This window comes from Nonomuraea sp. AD125B, from assembly GCF_041402765.1.
In the GTDB taxonomy this organism is placed as follows: Bacteria; Actinomycetota; Actinomycetes; order Streptosporangiales; family Streptosporangiaceae; genus Nonomuraea; species Nonomuraea bangladeshensis.
This window is the reverse complement of record NZ_JBGLOU010000017.1, coordinates 1-17,555: the sequence shown is the minus strand read 5'-3', so window position 1 is coordinate 17,555 and position 17,555 is coordinate 1. Positions and strand designations below refer to the sequence as shown.

The 17,555-nt window shown below is 72.3% G+C and carries 17 protein-coding genes and 1 rRNA gene; 14 read left to right on the top strand and 4 right to left on the bottom strand.

The window, feature by feature from the left end:
- Nucleotides 1-7 precede the first annotated feature (7 nt).
- The 3 genes from ACBR40_RS36535 to ACBR40_RS36525 are packed head-to-tail and all read left to right on the top strand — an operon-like array spanning nt 8 to nt 3,555.
- Entirely contained in the window at nt 8-325 is a 318-nt protein-coding gene (locus ACBR40_RS36535; RefSeq protein WP_344218565.1) for an L-rhamnose mutarotase, read from the top strand.
- Nucleotides 326-335: 10 nt separating this feature from the next.
- A complete protein-coding gene (gene rhaI, locus ACBR40_RS36530; protein WP_344218567.1) occupies nt 336-1,487 on the top strand; it encodes an L-rhamnose isomerase in 1,152 nt (383 codons plus the stop codon).
- 7 nt (nt 1,488-1,494) lie between these two features.
- Nucleotides 1,495-3,555 (top strand): bifunctional aldolase/short-chain dehydrogenase, encoded by a 2,061-nt coding sequence (locus ACBR40_RS36525; RefSeq protein ID WP_371251680.1) that lies wholly within the window; start codon nt 1,495-1,497, stop codon nt 3,553-3,555.
- Nucleotides 3,556-3,604: 49 nt separating this feature from the next.
- Here ACBR40_RS36525 and ACBR40_RS36520 read toward each other — a convergent pair whose 3' ends face one another.
- Nucleotides 3,605-4,147 carry a hypothetical protein gene (locus ACBR40_RS36520; protein ID WP_371251679.1) on the bottom strand — a complete coding sequence of 181 codons (543 nt, stop codon included), beginning with the start codon at nt 4,145-4,147 and terminating at the stop codon, nt 3,605-3,607.
- Nucleotides 4,148-4,287: 140 nt separating this feature from the next.
- Here ACBR40_RS36520 and argC point away from each other — a divergent pair, with 140 nt between their 5' ends.
- The 8 genes from argC (at nt 4,288) to ACBR40_RS36480 (ending at nt 12,123) form a co-directional block, all read left to right on the top strand.
- Nucleotides 4,288-5,310: an N-acetyl-gamma-glutamyl-phosphate reductase gene (gene argC / locus ACBR40_RS36515; protein WP_344218573.1), complete on the top strand. Its 1,023-nt coding sequence runs from the start codon at nt 4,288-4,290 to the stop codon at nt 5,308-5,310.
- Complete coding sequence (gene argJ, locus ACBR40_RS36510; protein ID WP_364445141.1) at nt 5,307-6,458, top strand: bifunctional glutamate N-acetyltransferase/amino-acid acetyltransferase ArgJ; 1,152 nt, start codon at nt 5,307-5,309, stop codon at nt 6,456-6,458. The genes argC and argJ overlap by 4 nt, the downstream gene beginning before the upstream one ends.
- Nucleotides 6,455-7,327, top strand: coding sequence for an acetylglutamate kinase (gene argB, locus ACBR40_RS36505; protein ID WP_344218577.1), 873 nt, complete (start codon nt 6,455-6,457; stop codon nt 7,325-7,327). Before argJ ends, argB begins: the two co-directional genes overlap by 4 nt.
- Complete coding sequence (locus ACBR40_RS36500; protein ID WP_371251678.1) at nt 7,327-8,493, top strand: acetylornithine transaminase; 1,167 nt, start codon at nt 7,327-7,329, stop codon at nt 8,491-8,493. Before argB ends, ACBR40_RS36500 begins: the two co-directional genes overlap by 1 nt.
- Nucleotides 8,490-9,437 carry an ornithine carbamoyltransferase gene (gene argF / locus ACBR40_RS36495; RefSeq protein WP_344218581.1) on the top strand — a complete coding sequence of 316 codons (948 nt, stop codon included), beginning with the start codon at nt 8,490-8,492 and terminating at the stop codon, nt 9,435-9,437. The genes ACBR40_RS36500 and argF overlap by 4 nt, the downstream gene beginning before the upstream one ends.
- A complete protein-coding gene (locus ACBR40_RS36490) occupies nt 9,434-9,940 on the top strand; it encodes an arginine repressor (protein WP_091082841.1) in 507 nt (168 codons plus the stop codon). Before argF ends, ACBR40_RS36490 begins: the two co-directional genes overlap by 4 nt.
- Nucleotides 9,941-10,027: 87 nt before the next feature.
- Entirely contained in the window at nt 10,028-11,449 is a 1,422-nt protein-coding gene (argH, locus tag ACBR40_RS36485) for an argininosuccinate lyase (RefSeq protein WP_344218584.1), read from the top strand.
- Nucleotides 11,431-12,123, top strand: a complete 693-nt coding sequence (locus tag ACBR40_RS36480; protein ID WP_344218586.1) for a DNA-3-methyladenine glycosylase — start codon at nt 11,431-11,433, stop codon at nt 12,121-12,123. The genes argH and ACBR40_RS36480 overlap by 19 nt, the downstream gene beginning before the upstream one ends.
- Here the strand turns inward: ACBR40_RS36480 and ACBR40_RS36475 are convergent.
- Nucleotides 12,063-12,464, bottom strand: a complete 402-nt coding sequence (locus ACBR40_RS36475) for a PH domain-containing protein (protein WP_364445145.1) — start codon at nt 12,462-12,464, stop codon at nt 12,063-12,065. The genes ACBR40_RS36480 and ACBR40_RS36475 overlap by 61 nt on opposite strands.
- A gap of 92 nt (nt 12,465-12,556) precedes the next feature.
- Here ACBR40_RS36475 and tyrS point away from each other — a divergent pair, with 92 nt between their 5' ends.
- A complete protein-coding gene (tyrS, locus tag ACBR40_RS36470; RefSeq protein ID WP_344218590.1) occupies nt 12,557-13,822 on the top strand; it encodes a tyrosine--tRNA ligase in 1,266 nt (421 codons plus the stop codon).
- A gap of 145 nt (nt 13,823-13,967) precedes the next feature.
- Here the strand turns inward: tyrS and ACBR40_RS36465 are convergent, their stop codons facing one another.
- A complete protein-coding gene (locus ACBR40_RS36465; protein ID WP_371251677.1) occupies nt 13,968-15,413 on the bottom strand; it encodes a glycosyltransferase family 39 protein in 1,446 nt (481 codons plus the stop codon).
- A 508-nt stretch (nt 15,414-15,921) separates the two neighbouring features.
- On the bottom strand, nt 15,922-16,404 hold the full coding sequence (locus ACBR40_RS36460) for a PPOX class F420-dependent oxidoreductase (protein WP_371251676.1): 483 nt from the start codon (nt 16,402-16,404) through the stop codon (nt 15,922-15,924).
- A gap of 24 nt (nt 16,405-16,428) precedes the next feature.
- Between ACBR40_RS36460 and ACBR40_RS36455 the strand changes: the two genes are divergently transcribed.
- Nucleotides 16,429-16,914 carry a MarR family winged helix-turn-helix transcriptional regulator gene (locus ACBR40_RS36455; RefSeq protein ID WP_371251675.1) on the top strand — a complete coding sequence of 162 codons (486 nt, stop codon included), beginning with the start codon at nt 16,429-16,431 and terminating at the stop codon, nt 16,912-16,914.
- Between the two features lie 517 nt (nt 16,915-17,431).
- Nucleotides 17,432-17,555: ribosomal RNA gene (locus ACBR40_RS36450) — 16S ribosomal RNA — on the top strand; the annotation flags it as partial.

Genomic DNA, 17,555 nt, shown 5'->3' with positions numbered 1-17,555 from the left:
AGTGCCAGTGCAACGGGTCTGCTTCCTCCTGAAGGTCCGCCCAGAGCGGCTGGCGGAGTACCGCGAACGCCACCAGGACGTCTGGCCGGAGATGCGAGAGGCGCTGTCACGCACCGGCTGGCACAACTACTCGCTCTTCCTCCGCGACGACGGCCTGCTCGTGGGCTACCTGGAGACCGACGACTTCGAGGCCGCCAAGAAGGCCATGGCCGAGACCGAGGTCAACGCCCGCTGGCAGGCCGAGATGGCGCCGTTCTTCGAGGATCTCGACGGGCGTCCCGACGAGGGCATGACGCCGCTGACCGAAGTGTTCCACCTGGATTGATCGGGGAGCTATGACTGACATCAAGGCCGCGCTGCGGTCGCAGCGCATCGAGACGCCGTCCTGGGCGTACGGCAACAGCGGCACCCGCTTCAAGGTCTTCGCGCAGCAGGGCGTGCCGCGCGATCCGTACGAGAAGCTCGCCGACGCCGCCCAGGTCCACGCCTACACGGGCATCGCGCCCACCGTGGCCCTGCACATCCCGTGGGACAAGGTGGACGACTACGCCGACCTGGCCCGCCACGCCCGCGAGCTGGGCGTCGCCATCGGCGCCATCAACTCCAACGTCTTCCAGGACGACGACTACAAGCTGGGCAGCGTCACCAACCCCGACCCCCGGGTCCGCCGCAAGGCCACCGACCACCTGCTCGAATGCGTCGACATCATGGACGCCACCGGCAGCGACACGCTCAAGCTGTGGTTCTCCGACGGCATCAACTACCCCGGCCAGGACGACCTGCGCGCCCGCCAGGACCGCCTGGCCGAGTCGCTGGCCGAGGTCTACGACCGGCTCGGCGACGGCCAGCGCTTCCTGCTGGAGTACAAGCTGTTCGAGCCCGCCTTCTACGCCACCGACGTGCCCGACTGGGGCACCGCCTACGCCCACTGCGTCAAGCTCGGCCCGAAGGCCCAGGTCGTCGTGGACACCGGCCACCACGCGCCGGGCACCAACATCGAGTTCATCGTCGCCTTCCTGCTGCGCGAGGGCAAGCTCGGCGGGTTCGACTTCAACTCCCGCTTCTACGCCGACGACGACCTGATGGTCGGCGCCGCCGACCCGTTCCAGCTCTTCCGCATCATGTACGAGGTCATCAGGGGCGGCGGGCTCACCGACGAGGTCGCGTTCATGCTCGACCAGTGCCACAACATCGAGCCCAAGATCCCGGGCCAGATCCGCTCGGTCATGAACGTCCAGGAGGCCACCGCCAAGGCGCTGCTCGTGGACCAGGACGCCCTCGCCGCCGCGCAGGCCGCCGGCGACGTGCTCGGCTCCAACGCCGTCCTCATGGACGCCTACAACACCGACGTGCGCCCGCTGCTCGCGGAGCTGCGCGAGGAGATGGGCCTCGCCCCCGACCCGATGGCCGCCTACGCCGGGTCCGGTTACTTCGAGAAGATCGCCGCCGAGCGCGTCGGCGGTCAGCAGGCGGGCTGGGGAGCCTGACGAGATCATGTCTGACAAGAACACGCCCACCGACACCGTCAACGAGCTGCTGGAACGCTCGCACCGCCTAGGAGCCGACCCCCGCAACACCAATTTCGCCGGCGGCAACACCTCCGCCAAGGGCCTCGCGCCCGACCCGGTCACCGGCGAGGACGTCGAGCTGCTGTGGGTCAAGGGCTCCGGCGGCGACCTCGGCACGCTCAAGGAGTCCGGCCTCGCCGTGCTGCGCCTGGACCGGCTGCGCGCGCTCAAGGACGTCTACCCCGGCGTCGAGCGCGAGGACGAGATGGTCGCCGCCTTCGACTACTGCCTGCACGGCAGGGGAGGGGCCGCGCCGTCCATCGACACCGCCATGCACGGCCTGGTCGAGGCCGGCCACGTCGACCACCTGCACCCGGACGCCGGCATCGCCGTCGCCACCGCCGCCGACGGCGAGGAGCTGACCCGGCGGATCTTCGGCGAGCGCGTGGTGTGGGTGCCCTGGCGGCGGCCCGGCTTCCAGCTCGGCCTGGACATCGCCGCGATCAGGGCGGCCAACCCGCAGGCCATCGGCTGCGTCCTGGGCGGCCACGGCATCACCGCCTGGGGCGAGACCTCCGAGGAGTGCGAGAGCCGATCCCTGGAGATCATCCGCACCGCGGAGGCGTACCTCGCCGAGCACGGCCGCCCCGACCCCTTCGGCCCGGTCGTGCACGAGCCGCTGCCCGAGGCCGAGCGGCACGCGCGCGCCGCCGCGCTGTTCCCGATCGTGCGCGGCCTGGCCTCCACCGACGTGCGCGTGGTCGGCCACTACACCGACACGCCCGAGGTGCTGGACTTCGTCGCCCGCGCCGAGCACCCGCGCCTCGCCGCGCTCGGCACGTCCTGCCCCGACCACTTCCTGCGGACCAAGGTCGCGCCGCTGGTGCTCGACCTGCCGCCGGACGCGCCCCTGGAGCGGGCGGCCGAGCGGCTGCGCGAGCTGCACGCCGCCTACCGCGCCGACTACACCGCCTACTACGAGCGGCACGCCGAGCCCGGCTCGCCGGCGATGCGCGGCGCGGACCCGGCGATCGTGCTGGTGCCGGGCGTCGGCATGTTCTCCTTCGGCAAGGACAAGCAGACCGCCCGCGTGGCCGGCGAGTTCTACGTCAACGCCATCAACGTCATGCGCGGCGCCGAGTCCGTCTCCTCCTACGCCCCCATCCCCGAGTCGGAGAAGTTCCGCATCGAGTACTGGGAGCTGGAGGAGGCCAAGCTGCGCCGCCTGCCGAAGCCGAAGCCGCTCGCCACCCGGGTGGCGCTGGTCACCGGCGGCGGCTCGGGCATCGGCGCGGCCACCGCCCGCCGCCTCGCCGCCGAGGGCGCCTGCGTCGTGGTCGCCGACCGCGATCTCGGCGCGGCCGAGAAGGTGGCGGCCGAGATCGGCGCGAACGCCTACCGCCCCTCCGACGTGGCCGTGGCCGTCGGCGTGGACGTCACCTCCGAGGAGCAGATCGCCGCCGCCGTACGGGCCGCCGTGCTCGCCTTCGGCGGCGTGGACCTGGTGGTCAACAACGCCGGCCTGTCGCTGTCGCGCTCGCTGCTGGAGACCAGCCTCGCCGACTGGGACCTGCAGCACGACGTCATGGCGCGCGGCTCGTTCCTGGTCGCGCGGGAGACCGCCAGGGTCATGATCGACCAGGCGATGGGCGGCGACATCGTCTACATCTCCTCCAAGAACGCCGTCTTCGCCGGCCCGAACAACGTCGCCTACGGCGCGGCCAAGGCCGACCAGGCCCACCAGGTGCGGCTGCTCGCGGCCGAGCTGGGCGAGCACGGCATCCGCGTCAACGGCGTCAACCCCGACGGCGTGGTCCGCGGCTCCGGCATCTTCGCCTCCGGCTGGGGCGCCAACCGGGCCAAGGTGTACGGCGTGGAGGAGGAGCGGCTCGGCGAGTTCTACGCCCAGCGCACCCTGCTCAAGCGCGAGGTGCTGCCCGAGCACGTGGCCGCGGCCGTCTTCGTGCTGGCCGCGAGCGACCTCTCCCACACCACCGGCCTGCACGTGCCGGTGGACGCGGGCGTGGCCGCCGCGTTCCTGCGCTGAGCGCGCGGGTCCCCCGCCGGCTCCTGGGCCGGCGGGGGACCCCGGCTCGTCAGGCGTAGGCCGCGACCAGTCCGACCAGCATCCCCACGGTGCCGGCCGCCGTGACCAGCCATCCGCCGATCACGGCGGCCCGCCGCCCGCGCCGCGCCCCGGCCCAGTACATGAGCACGTACGGCAGGAAGCCCAGCCCGCCGAACCCGACCGACGGCAGCGCCAGCGCCGCCAGCATCCCCTTCGTCCCCGCCGGGGCCGCCCGGTCGCCCTCCGGCGTGAGCTGCGCCCGCAGCACGTCGCCCGCCGAGGAGTCCGGCGAGGCGTCCACCGGCACCGGCGCGCCCCCGCCGTCCGGCGTGAACTGCCCGTCGCAGTCGTAGCGGCCCTGGCCCAGGTCCTCGCACGAGATCACGCGCAGCGTCCCCGGGGTGCCGACGCGCCCGGTCGCGAGTTCCAGGTCCCCGACGGCCAGCCACATCGGCAGCAGGCAGACCGCCAGCCAGAGCAGCACGAGCACGGCCCGGCCCCACCGCCCCGGGTCCCGCCCCGGCCCAGGCTGCGGTGTGACGAAGGGCACATCGGACAAGAAATCGCTCATAAGCTCATCATTCAGGCCGCCACTTGGTGTTCACCTGCATCCGGCTGGGAAGGGCGGCTTGCGCATCCCCGCCGCGACGTGCATCATTCTCACAAGCAAGGTCATGAGCTATGATGCATGAATATGCAGGAGGGGCGAGAATGAGAGCGGCGATAGCGGGAGCCAGCGGCTACGCGGGCGGAGAGCTGCTGCGCCTCCTGCTCGGCCATCCCGAGTTCGAGATCGGCGCGCTCACCGCCGCCTCCAGCGCCGGCGCCCGCCTCGGCGCCCACCAGCCCCACCTGCCGCAGCTGGCCGACCGGGTCATCGAGGAGACCAGCGCCGCCACGCTCGCCGGCCACGACGTCGTCTTCCTGGCCCTGCCGCACGGCCACTCGGCCGCCGTCGCCGCCCAGCTCGGCGAGGACACCGTGGTCGTCGACTGCGGCGCCGACCACCGGCTCGCCGACCCCGCCGCCTGGCAGGAGTTCTACGGCGGCGAGCACGCCGGCACCTGGCCCTACGGCCTGCCCGAGCTGCCCGGACAGCGGGAGAGGCTGCGCGGCGCGCGGCGCGTCGCGGTGCCCGGCTGCTACCCGACCTCCGTCCTGCTCGCCCTCTTCCCCGCCTTCGCCGCCGGCCTGGCCGGCCCCGACGTCGTCGTGGTCGCCGCCAGCGGCGCCAGCGGCGCGGGCAAGGCCCCGAAGGCGCACCTGCTCGGCAGCGAGGTCATGGGGTCGGTCAGCGCGTACGGCGTCGGCGGCGTCCACCGCCACACCCCCGAGATGGAGCAGGGCCTGTCGGCCGTCGCCGGCACGCCGGTGCGCGTCTCCTTCACCCCCACGCTGGCCCCCATGAGCCGCGGCATCCTCGCCACCTGCACCGCCCCCGCCGCGCCCGGCCTCACCCGGCAGGCGCTGCGGTCGGCGTACGAGGTGGCGCTGAAGGACGAGCCGTTCGTCCACCTGCTGCCCGACGGCGTCTGGCCGGCCACCTCCATGACCTACGGCGCCAACACCGCCGCCCTCCAGGTGACGCTCGACGAACGCGCCGGCCGCGTGGTCGCCGTCATCGCCATCGACAACCTCACCAAGGGCACCGCCGGGGGCGCGATCCAAAGCGTCAACCTCGCCCTCGGCCTGCCGGAAGAGCTCGGCCTTCCCCTGACAGGAGTCGCACCGTGAGCGTTACCGCTCCACTTGGATTCAGAGCGGCCGGCGTCGCCGCGGGCATCAAGCCCGGCGGCGCCCGCGACCTCGCCCTCGTCGTCAACGACGGGCCCAGCCGCGCCGCCGCGGGCGTCTTCACCGCCAACCGCGTGAAGGCCGCCCCCGTCCTGTGGTCGCAGCAGGTCCTCGCGGGCGGCCGGCTGCGGGCCGTGGTGCTCAACTCCGGCGGCGCCAACGCCTGCACGGGCCCCGAGGGCTTCCAGGACACCCACGCCACCGCCGAGAAGGTCGCCGAGGCGCTGCAGGACTCCGCCGGCGAGATCGCCGTCTGCTCCACCGGCCTGATCGGCGAGCGGCTGCCCATGGACGAGCTGCTGTCCGGCGTCGAGACCGCCGCGGGCCAGCTCTCCCGCGACGGCGGCCTGGCCGCGGCCGACGCCATCCGCACCACCGACACGGTCAGCAAGATCTCCTTCAAGCGGGCCGCCGGCTACATGGTGGGCGGCATGGCCAAGGGCGCGGGCATGCTCGCCCCCGCCCTCGCCACCATGCTCTGCGTGATCACCACCGACGCCGACCTCACCAGCGACGAGCTCGACGCCGCGCTGCGCAAGGCCACCTCCCGCACCTTCGACCGGCTCGACACCGACGGCTGCATGTCCACCAACGACACCGTGCTGCTGCTGGCCAGCGGCGCCGCCGGCGTCAGGCCCGACCTCGCCGAGTTCGAGCAGAAGGTCTACGAGGTCTGCGCCGACCTGGCCCGCCAGCTCCTCGTGGACGCCGAGGGCGCCTCCAAGGCCATCGCCATCGAGGTCGTCGGCGCCGCCTCCGAGTCCGACGCCGTCACGGTCGGCCGCGCGGTCGCCCGCTCCAACCTGCTCAAGTGCGCCGTCCACGGCGAGGACCCCAACTGGGGCCGCGTGCTCGCCGCCGTCGGCACCACCGACGCCGTCTTCGAGCCCGACCGGCTCAACGTCGCCATCAACGGCATCTGGATCTGCCGCGGCGGCGCGGTCGGCGACGACCGCTCCAAGGTGGACATGCGCCCGAGGGACGTCACGATCACCGTCGACCTGTCGGCGGGCCCGCACACCGCGACCGTCCACACGACCGACCTGACCGCGGACTACGTCCACGAGAACTCGGCGTACAGCTCATGAGGCGCAGCGCGGCCGAGACGAAGGCGGGCACGCTCATCGAGGCGCTGCCCTGGCTCACCCGCTTCCACGGCGCGACCGTCGTCATCAAGTACGGCGGCAACGCCATGACCGACGAGGGGCTGAAGGCCGGCTTCGCCGAGGACGTCGTCTTCCTCCAGCACGCCGGCCTGCGCCCGGTCGTCGTGCACGGCGGCGGCCCGCAGATCAGCAGCGCGCTCGACCGGCTCGGCATCGCCTCCACCTTCACCGCCGGCCTGCGGGTCACCACGCCCGAGGCCATGCAGGTGGTGCGGATGGTCCTGGTCGGCCAGGTCAACCGCGACATCGTCGGCCTGATCAACCGGCACGGCCCGTTCGCCGTCGGCCTGTCGGGCGAGGACGCCCACCTGTTCACCGCCGTGCGCAAGCACGCCGTGGTGGACGGCGAGCTCGTCGACATCGGCCAGGTCGGCGAGATCATCAAGGTCGACCCGGGAGCGGTCCGCGCCCTCATCGCCGACGGCCGCATCCCCGTGATCTCCAGCGTCGCCCGCGGCGACGACGGCGAGGTCTACAACGTCAACGCCGACACGGCCGCCGCCGCGCTGGCCGTCGCGCTCCAGGCGCAGAAGCTGATCGTGCTCACCGACGTCGAGGGCCTGTACGCCAACTGGCCCGACGACACCGACGTGATCGACCAGCTCGCGGCCGACGAGCTGGAGACCCTCATGCCCACGCTGTCCAGCGGCATGGTGCCCAAGATGGAGGCGTGCCTGACGGCCGTGCAGGGCGGGGTGCCGCGCGCCCACGTCCTCGACGGCCGGGTGCCGCACTCCCTGCTGCTGGAGATCTTCACCAATGAAGGAATCGGAACGATGGTGATGCCCTGATGAGCCTGTTCAAGAGGTTCGAAGACGCCTTCATGCCCAACTACGGCGTCCCGCCGATCGCCCTGGCCCGCGGCGAGGGCAGCCGCGTGTGGGACGTCGACGGCAGGGAATACCTCGACTTCATCGCCGGCATCGCCACCAGCTCGCTCGGCCACGCCCACCCGGCCCTGGTCGAGGCCGTCACCCGGCAGGTCGCGGCCATCGCGCACACCAGCAACCTGTTCCTGCACGAGCCCGAGGTGCTGCTCGCCGAGCGGCTGCGCGGCCTGCTCAACGCCCCCGCGCGGATCTTCTTCGCCAACTCCGGCACCGAGGCCAACGAGGCGGCGTACAAGCTGGCGCTCAAGTACGGCCGCCGCGAGGGCCGCTCCTACTTCGTCGCCGCCGAGAACGGCTTCCACGGCCGCACCATCGGCGCGCTGTCGCTGACCGGCAAGCCGGCCATCCGCGAGCCGTTCGGCCCGTTCCCCGTGGACGTGCGCTTCGTCCCCTACGGCGACGCCGACGCGCTCAAGGAGGCCGTGACCGGCGACTGCATCGCGGTCTTCCTGGAGCCCACGCAGGGCGAGGCCGGCGTGGTCCCGCCCCCCGACGGCTACTTCGAGGCGGCCCGCGAGATCTGCGACTCCACCGGCGCGCTGCTGGTCGCCGACGAGATCCAGTCGGCCATCGGCCGCACCGGCCACTGGTTCGCCCACCAGGCCGACGGCGTCACCCCCGACATCCTCACCCTGGCCAAGGGGCTCGGCGGCGGCCTGCCGATCGGCGCCTGCGTCGGCTTCGGCGAGATCGGCGGGCTGTTCGGCAAGGGCGACCACGGCTCGACCTTCGGCGGCAACCCGGTCTCCTGCGCCGCCGCGCTGGCGGTGCTCGACAACGTCGACCTCGCCCACGTGCGCGAGGTCTCCGCCCGGCTGCGCGCCGGGCTGGAGTCGGTACGCCACCCGCTGCTGAAGGGCGTGCGCGGGCGCGGCCTGTGGCTGGCCGCCGTGCTGCGCGAGCCGCGCTCGGCGCGCTTCCAGGAGGCGGCGGCCAAGGCCGGGTTCCTGGTCAACGCGCTCCAGCCGGACGCGGTGCGCATCGCGCCCCCGCTGGTGGTGACGGCAGAGGAGGTGGACGCCTTCGTGACGGCGTTCCCCGCGATCGTGGAAGAGGCGTCGAAGTGAGCAGCCAGAGCCAGGACCCCGCGAGCGTCCGGCACTTCCTCAAGGACGACGACCTCTCGCCCGCCGAGCAGGCGGAGGTGCTCGACCTGGCCGAGGCCATGAAGAAGGACCGCTTCGGCTACCGCCCCTTCGAGGGCCCGCGCAGCGTCGCCGTCCTGTTCGACAAGCCCTCGGCCCGCACCCGCGTCTCCTTCCACACCGGCATCGGCGAGCTCGGCGGCCTGCCGCTCGTCGTCGACAACGTCGGGGCGCTCATGGGCCGCGGCGAGCCCGCCAAGGACCTCGCCCGCGTGCTCGACCGGCAGGTCGCCGCGATCGTCTGGCGCACCAACGGCCAGGAGCTCATCGAGGAGATGGCCGCCCACTCCCGTGTCCCGGTCGTCAACGCGCTCACCGACGAGTACCACCCCTGCCAGATCCTCGCCGACCTGCAGACCGTGCGCGAGCACCTCGGCCGCACCGCCGGCCTGACGCTCGCCTACACCGGCGACGGCGCCAACAACATGGCCCACTCCTACCTGCTCGGCGGCGCCACCGCCGGCATGCACGTACGCATCGCGGCCCCCGACGGCTACCTGCCCGACCCGGCCGTGCTCGACCGGGCCGCGGCCGTCGCCGAGCGGACCGGCGGCTCGGTGAGCGTCGTCGCCGACCCGGCCGCCGCCGCCGAGGGCGCCCACGTGCTCGCCACCGACACCTGGGTGTCGATGGGCCAGAGCGGCAAGGAGGAGCGGGTGGCCGCGCTCATGCCGTACCAGGTGGACGCCGCGCTGGTCGCGCGCGCCGCCCCCGAGGCGATCGTGCTGCACTGCCTGCCCGCCTACCGCGGCTACGAGATCACCGAGGACGTGCTCGAAGGCCCGCGCAGCGTCGTGTGGGACCAGGCCGAGAACCGCCTGCACGCCCAGAAGGCGCTGCTCCACTGGCTGGTGACCAGACCGTGACCATCCCGATGACCAAGGCGGCCCGGCAGGCGCGGATCACCGACCTGCTGCGGCGGCAGGTGGTGCGCTCCCAGCCGGAGCTCGCCAAGCTGCTCGCCGACAGCGGCGTCGAGGTCACCCAGGCCACGCTCTCCCGTGACCTGGACGAGCTCGGCGCGCTCAAGCTGCGCGCCGAGGACGGCTCGCTGATCTACGCGCTGCCCGGCGAGGGCGGCGCCCGCATCCCGGTCGCCCGGGTCGGGGCCGGCGAGCCCCCCTCCGCCCGCCTCCAGCGCGTGGCGGAGGAGCTGCTGGTCAGCGCCGAGGCCTCGGCCAACCTGGTCGTCGTGAAGACGCCTCCCGGCGCGGCGCAGTTCATGTCCTCCGCCATCGACCACGCCGACTGGGAGTCCATCCTCGGCACCGTCGCGGGCGACGACACGATCCTCGTCATCACCCGCGACCCGCAGGGCGGGCAGGCGGTCGCCGAGGCGCTGCTGAAGGTCGCCGACCGGCGCGGCTGAAAACGGAAGAAGCCCCGCTGAAGATCGCGCCGCCCGTGACGCGAACGGGGGCCGACGTGCACTATGGTCGCGGGGGACACGAAGGAGATGACGGTGAGTGAAGGCAAGCCGATGCGGCTGTGGGGCGGACGCTTCGAGAGCGGCCCGTCCGACGCGCTGGCCCGGCTGTCGGTGAGCGTGCACTTCGACTGGCGGCTCGTGCCGTACGACCTGGCGGCGTCCAGGGCGCACGCGCGGGTGCTGCACAGGGCGGGGCTGCTGAGCGACGAGGAGCTCGGGCGCATGATCGGCGCCCTCGACGACCTGGACCGCGCCTGCAAGGAGGGCGAGTTCCGGCCGACGGTGGCCGACGAGGACGTGCACACCGCGCTGGAGCGCGGCCTGCTGGAACGGCTCGGCTCGCTCGGCGGCAAGCTGCGCGCCGGCCGCTCGCGCAACGACCAGATCGCCACCGACCTGCGCCTCTACCTCCGCGACCACGTCCGCATGGTCGTCTCCCGGGTGGTCGAGCTGGAGACGGCGCTCATGGCCCAGGCCGAGCAGCACGCCGAGACCGCCGCGCCCGGCATGACCCACCTGCAGCACGCGCAGCCGGTGTCGTTCGGCCACCAGCTCCTGGCGCACGTGCACGCCTTCGCCCGCGACGTCGACCGGCTCACCGACTGGGACAAGCGGGCCGCGGTCTCGCCGCTCGGCTCCGGCGCGCTGGCCGGCTCGTCGCTGCCGCTCGACCCGCAGGCCGTGGCCGAGGAGCTGGGCTTCGCCGCCGCCGCGCCCAACTCGATGGACGCCGTCGCCGACCGCGACTTCGCCGCCGAGTTCCTGTTCGACGCGGCCATGATCGGCGTGCACCTGTCGCGGCTGGGCGAGGAGATCGTCCTGTGGGCCTCGCAGGAGTTCCGCTGGATCGAGATGGACGACGCCTACTCCACCGGCTCGTCGATCATGCCGCAGAAGAAGAACCCCGACGTGGCCGAGCTGGCCCGCGGCAAGTCCGGCCGGCTCATCGGCAACCTCATGTCGCTGCTGACCACGCTCAAGGGCCTGCCGCTGACCTACAACCGCGACCTGCAGGAGGACAAGGAGCCGGTGTTCGACGCCGTCGACACCCTGCTGCTGGTCCTGCCCGCCATGGCCGGGCTGGTCGCCACGATGCGGGTCAACACCGCCCGCATGGAGGCCTCGGCCCCCGACGGGTTCGCGCTCGCCACCGACCTCGCCGAGCTGCTGGTGCGGCGCGGCGTGCCGTTCCGCGAGGCGCACGAGGCCGTCGGCCACCTGGTCGTGTGGTGCCAGGTCAACGACAAGGACCTCGGCGAGCTCAGCGACGACGAGCTGCTCAAGGTCTCGTCGCACCTCACCCCCGACGTGCGCGACGTGCTCAGCGTGCCCGGCGCGCTCGCCGCCCGCAAGGCGCACGGCGGCACCGCTCCCGACCGCGTACGCGACCAGCTCGTCGCGCTGCGCGAGGCGGTTGACGCGCAGGCGGCATGGGCGGCGCAGAGCTGAGCCCCGCGCCGCTGCCGCGGAGCTTCTTCGACCGCCCCTCCCACGAGGTCGCGCCCGACCTGCTCGGGCGCGTCCTCGTGCACGGGCCCGTCGCCGTGCGCCTCACCGAGGTCGAGGCGTACGGCGGCCCCGGCGAGGACCCCGCCGCGCACACCTACCGCGGCAGGACGCCGCGCAACGCCGTCATGTTCGGCCCGCCCGGCCACCTGTACGTCTACTTCACCTACGGCATGCACTTCTGCGCCAACCTCGTCTGCCTGCCCGAGGGATCGGGCTCGGCGGTGCTGCTGCGGGCCGGCGAGGTGCTGGACGGCGTGGACGTCGCCCGCGTCCGCCGCTCCTCGCGCGGCAAGCCGCCGCCCGACCGCGACCTCGCCCGCGGCCCCGCACGGCTCGCCGTCGCCCTCGGCCTGGCCCGCGAGCACAACGGCCTCGACGCCGTGCTGGAGGGCTCACCCGCCGGGCGGCCCCACGAGTCGGCCGCCGTGCTCGAAGGCCGTCCGCCCGCACCCGGGCTGGTCAAAGCCGGGCCGCGCACCGGGATCTCCACCGCCAAGGAGGTGCCGTGGCGGTTCTGGATCGACGGCGACCCGACCGTGTCGCCCTACCGGGCTCACGTGCCGCGCCGGCGCAGCGCCGCCGCCACCTCCGTCGGAGAGGCGCCCAGCTCGTGAGGGCTGAAGAGGTGCAGGTGGTCGCCGGTGTCGATCTCCAGCATCTCGCTGCGCCGGCCCCAGCGCCTGCGTACGTCCACCGTGACGTCCCGGATCTCGTCCCAGGGCACGTGCCGGTGTCCCGCGAACCCGTGCACCACCGTGATCCCGCTCTCGTCGGCCGCCAGCCGCACCGGGACCAGCAGGTCCCGCAGCCCCATGCCGCCGAGGAGCACCGCCCCAGGCACGGCCAGGATCACGCCGCGGTGATCGCCGCCGATCCACCAGTAGACGGCGAGACCCGCGCACGCGAGAGCCCCTAAGATCTTGAAAACGGCCAGCTCGCGACGGACCCTCCACATGGGCACAGAGCGTATCCAAGTGGCGGGCTACCCGGGCGATCAGGCACGCTGTACTCATCCGACCCGTCTCACTCTCCTGGAAAGCCCGCACCGTGACCGACATTCTCGATGACCTCGCCTGGCGGGGCCTGATCGCGCAGTCCACCGACCTCGACGCCCTGCGCGCGTCCATGGCCGAGGGTCCGATCACGGTCTACGCCGGGTTCGACCCGACCGCCCCCTCTTTGCACGTCGGTCACTTCGTGCCGCTGCTCACCCTGCGCCGGCTGCAGCTCGCCGGGCACCGCCCGATCGGCCTGGTCGGCGGCGCCACCGGCCTCATCGGCGACCCGAGCGGGCGCAACAGCGAGCGCTCACTCAACGCGACCGAGACCGTGGCGGAGTGGGTGGAGCGCCTGCGCGGCCAGGTCGGCCGCTTCCTCGACTTCGACGCGCCGTCCAACGCCGCCCTCATGGTGAGCAACCTCGACTGGACCGGCGAGATGAGCGCGATCGGCTTCCTGCGCGACATCGGCAAGCACTTCCCGGTCAACCGCATGCTGGCCCGCGAGTCCGTCTCGGCCCGGCTGGCCGGCGAAGGGCTCAGCTACACCGAGTTCAGCTACCAGATCCTCCAGGCCAACGACTACCTGGAGCTGCACCGCCGCTACGGCTGCGCGCTGCAGATCGGCGGCAGCGACCAGTGGGGCAACATCACCGCGGGCGTCGACCTCGTACGCCGCATCGAAGGCGCCCACGTGCACGCCATGACCCTGCCGCTGATCACCAAGTCCGACGGCACCAAGTTCGGCAAGACCGCCGGCGGCGCGCTCTGGCTCGACCCCGAGATGACCTCGCCGTACGCCTTCTACCAGTACTTCCTCAACTCCGACGACCGCGACGTGATCCACTACCTCAAGGTGTTCACCTTCCGCGGCCGCGAGGAGATCGAGGCGCTGGAGAAGGCCGTCGCCGAGCGGCCCTTCGCCCGCGAGGCGCAGCGGGCGCTGGCCGAGGAGCTCACCGAGCTGCTGCACGGCAAGCAGGAGCTGGACGCCGTCGTGGCCGCCTCCAAGGCGCTGTTCGGCCAGGGCACGCTGGAGGAGCTGCCCGCCTCCACCCTCGGCGCGGCGCTGGCCGAGGTGCCGAAGGCCGTGGTGCCCGCGCTCGGCGCGTCCTTCGTCGACCTGCTGGCCGACAGCGGCCTGGTCGAGTCCAAGTCGGCCGCCCGGCGGGCGGTCAAGGAGGGCGGGGCCTACCTCAACAACGTCAAGATCACTGACGAGGCGTACGTGCCGGGGGCCGAGGACCTGCTGCACGGGCGGTTCATGGTGCTGCGGCGCGGCAAGAAGTCGATCGGCGGCGTCGAGGTCGGCTGACCACGACGACCGCGCACGAAGAAGCGGGCCCCTCCATCCGCGGAGGGGCCCGCTTTCGCGTGATCCGCAGCGGGTCGTGGCCAGTCGCGGGTGCCGGGGCGGCTGACCGCGGCCGGGTCGCGAGTGCCCGGGCGGCTGACCGCGGCTATTCGCGGGTGAACAACGCCACCGTGAGCCCCGGCAGCTCAGCCGAGTGCTTGGCCAGCTTCAGCTCGAACCCCGCCCGCTCGACCTCCGCCACCCGCGGCACCGCGTCCCCCTCCAGCCCCGACTGCTTGCTGCCGCGCCAGACCACCCACACCCGCTCGCGCCCGTCGAGCGCCGCGGCCACGTCCGCCCGCTCGGGATATCCGAACCCGGTGGGGGAGGGCTCGTCCCCGGAGCGGAGCACGTCCACCGGCATGAGCGAGTCGGCGTAGTAGTCGAAGCCGGTGCGCAGCTGGCTCTGGCCGTACACGATCGCGTCGTCCCGCTCGGCCCTGATCACCCGCAACGCCCACGGGATGTTCTCGAAACGCCCGTTCTCCTCACGGACGTCCACATGATCGGGGAACGACAGCGCGCACCCGAGCACGACGACCGCCACCCCCGCCGCCACCGCGAACCGGGGGATCGCCGCCACCGCCAGGCCCGCGAGCAGTGCCAACGCGGGCGCGGTCACGAACAGGTAGCGGTCCACGTACACCGGCGTCACCAGGTGCGAGACCGCGAGCAGGAGCAGCGGCGGCAGCACCAGCCACCCCGCCAGCGCCAGGGCCCACGGCCGCTCGCCCCGCCGCGCGTACAGGTGGACCGCCCCGGCCACCGCGACCGCGAACAGCACCACCCCGAACGCGTTCGTCCCCGCCGCCATCTTCGGGAACTTCAGCCACACCTCCGGCCCGCGCTGCGGGATCCAGCTGATCGCGTGCCGCTCCCCGAACCCGATCAGCCCCAGCGCCACGGCCGGGAGACCGCCCACCGCGAGCGCGCCCAGCATGCGCACCACGGCCCCGCGCCGGGCCAGCGCGAGCTGCGCGGGCAGCACGAGGACCGCGAACAGGTGCGTCGAGCACACCAGCGCGACCGCCACCCCGTACAGCACCCACCGCCTGGCCGCCGCCGGCCGTTCAAGCGCCCGGTGCAGCGCCCAGAAGGACAGCACCGCCGCGGCCGCCGCGAACGCGTACGACCTGGCGAAAGCCCCGAAATAGGAGACGGACGGCAGGACCGCGAAGATCGCCGCCGCGAACACCCCCGCCCGGACCGAGCTCAGCCGCCGGCCCAGATCCGTCAGCAGCCAGGCCGCCACGCCGATCGCCAGCGCCGACGGCAGCCGCAGCCACAGCTCCGCGGTGCCGGCCATCGTCCAGAAGTGCATGAACAAGTAGTACGGCAGGAAATGACCGTCGATGTTGAGCGCCAGCTCCCACATGCCCGCGAGCGAACGCCGTGCGGCGCTGAGCGTGGCGAGCTCGTCGCCGTTCAGCGTGGCGGAGCCCGTGCCCGAGAACGCCGCGGCGGCGGCGAGCAACGCCATCCACCAGGGGCTCCACGCGCGGGGGGCGGTGACGTGGCGGGCCGGGGGTGCGAGGGTGGCGGCAGTGGTCACCGGGGCAGGATACGCGGCCCCGCACGGGCTGATCGCCCATCCCGCCGACCCTGCGCCTCCTGCCGGGATGAAGGCGGCGCGTGGGTGGCGGCGCGTGGGTGGCGGCGCGTGATGGGCGGCGGCGCGTGGGCGAGGGCGGTGCGGCGGCAACCCCTCCGCTCCCGCCACCGGGCTGGGACCCGCCGCCCCTCGCCGAGATCTGAGCCACTGCTTCCGTATCCGTCGGGAAGGCGGTAGCGCCCCCCGACTCCGCGGCAGCCAGGAAGACAGCCCTGACCCCGAGCCCGGCGTCCACCGAGAAGGCGGACGTGACCCCTTGGACTCCGCGTGCGCAAAGGAAAACGGGGTGGGCCCCGGACCTCGCGCCCACCGGAGGGCTCGCCTGCCCTCCGGCTATCGCGTTCGCCCAGAAGCCGGCGTGAGCCCCGAGCCGATGACGGTCCGCCTCGACGCGCCGCCGCCTGGACGCGGACCGGATCCGCAGCCCTCGCCGCCGGCGCCGGCCCGCCTACTGGCTGGTGGTGTGCGTCGGCCTCACCACGATCACCACCCGCCGCTCGGCGTCGCCGACCGGCCGCTCGTACTCCAGGCCGTACCGCCTCGCCAGCACGTCGAAGAAGTCGCCCGACGGATCCGGCTCGATCCGCTCGACCACGCCGCGGATCTCCAGATACCGATAGGGCCGCTCAGGATCGTTGATCGAGACCGCCACCCGCGGATCCTCCACCACGTTCCGATGCTTGCGCCGGTCCGTCGTCGTCGTGAAGCGAAGGAACTCCCCGTCCCACGCCGTCCACACCGGGTTCACGTGGGGCCGGCCGTCCCCGAGGGTCGCCAGATGCGCGAACAACGGCCGCTCCAGCAGGTCGAGATGACTCTCCGGAACAACGACCGCCCGCTTCTCTTCGCCCATCTCATCCATCCTTTCCATCGTCACTTCGGCCGACGGCAACTTATCAAAACCTTGACGACCATCAAAGCTGGAACGCATATCCGTCCTTGTACGATCCCCTTCATGGCGTCACACAGAGACGAGCAACCTGCCGAGGAGCCGGCCAAGGGCCTGCCCCCGGACGAACGGCTCGGCATGGACATCAAGCGAGCCGAGCAAGCTCTGATCACCGCCAAGCAGCTCGCCGTACGCCCGGCCGGACTCACGGTTCCCCAGTACGCCGCCCTGTTCGCGCTCGCCGACAATCCCGGCATCTCCGGTGCGGCGCTCGCGCGCACCTGCCTGGTGACCCCACAGGCGATGACCGTCGTACTCAAGAACCTGGAGGAGCGCGGCCTCGTCGAGCGTTCACCCCACCCTTGGCACCGCAACGTCCTGGAGACCCGCCTCACGGAGTCCGGCCGCGACGCTCTCGCGACGGCGGACGCCCGCGCCGTGCAGATCGAGCGCGCGCTCGCCGACGAGTTCACCGCCGAGGAACGTGCCACGCTGCGGAAACTCCTGGAACGCTGCGGCACTGCCATCGCCCGCGCCGCAGCGGAGCTGTGACCGCCGGGCCCGGCGATTTGACGAGTCGCGAATCGCCACTTAATGTTTGACCTCGCCGCGGGAGTGAGCCGGACGCCGATCAGGCGGACGGGCCCCGGGCAAGCCCCTCGAATACGAGCCACTCGGCAGAGCTGCTACGGCATGCTCGTGGTCCGAGACCTCCAGGGCGCGCCGAAGCAGCCGAAAAACCGGTTGATTCGACAAGCTGCGGATGTCACGGTAAGTTGAGAGGGTTGCCCCGGAAACGGGGCGCGCAATACTAGGCAGTTCACCTCGACTGTCGTCAAGTCTCCGGATTTGACACAGAATCGGACGAACTGCTAAGATTGCGGAAGACGAGATAGCGCCTCCAGGGCGAGATCCGAACGGATCTGGTCGAGGAAGTTCGCGTCCGTTTCTTGAGAACTCAACAGTGTGTTAAAAGCCAGTGCATGTGCATCACACATGTATGACCCCGTCATTTTTGACGGATTCTTGCTTGGATGATTCATCCGGACAAGCTGTATTACGCAGACATTGTTTGGAGAGTTTGATCCTGGCTCAGGACGAACGCTGGCGGCGTGCTTAACACATGCAAGTCGAGCGGAAAGGCCCTTCGGGGTACTCGAGCGGCGAACGGGTGAGTAACACGTGAGCAACCT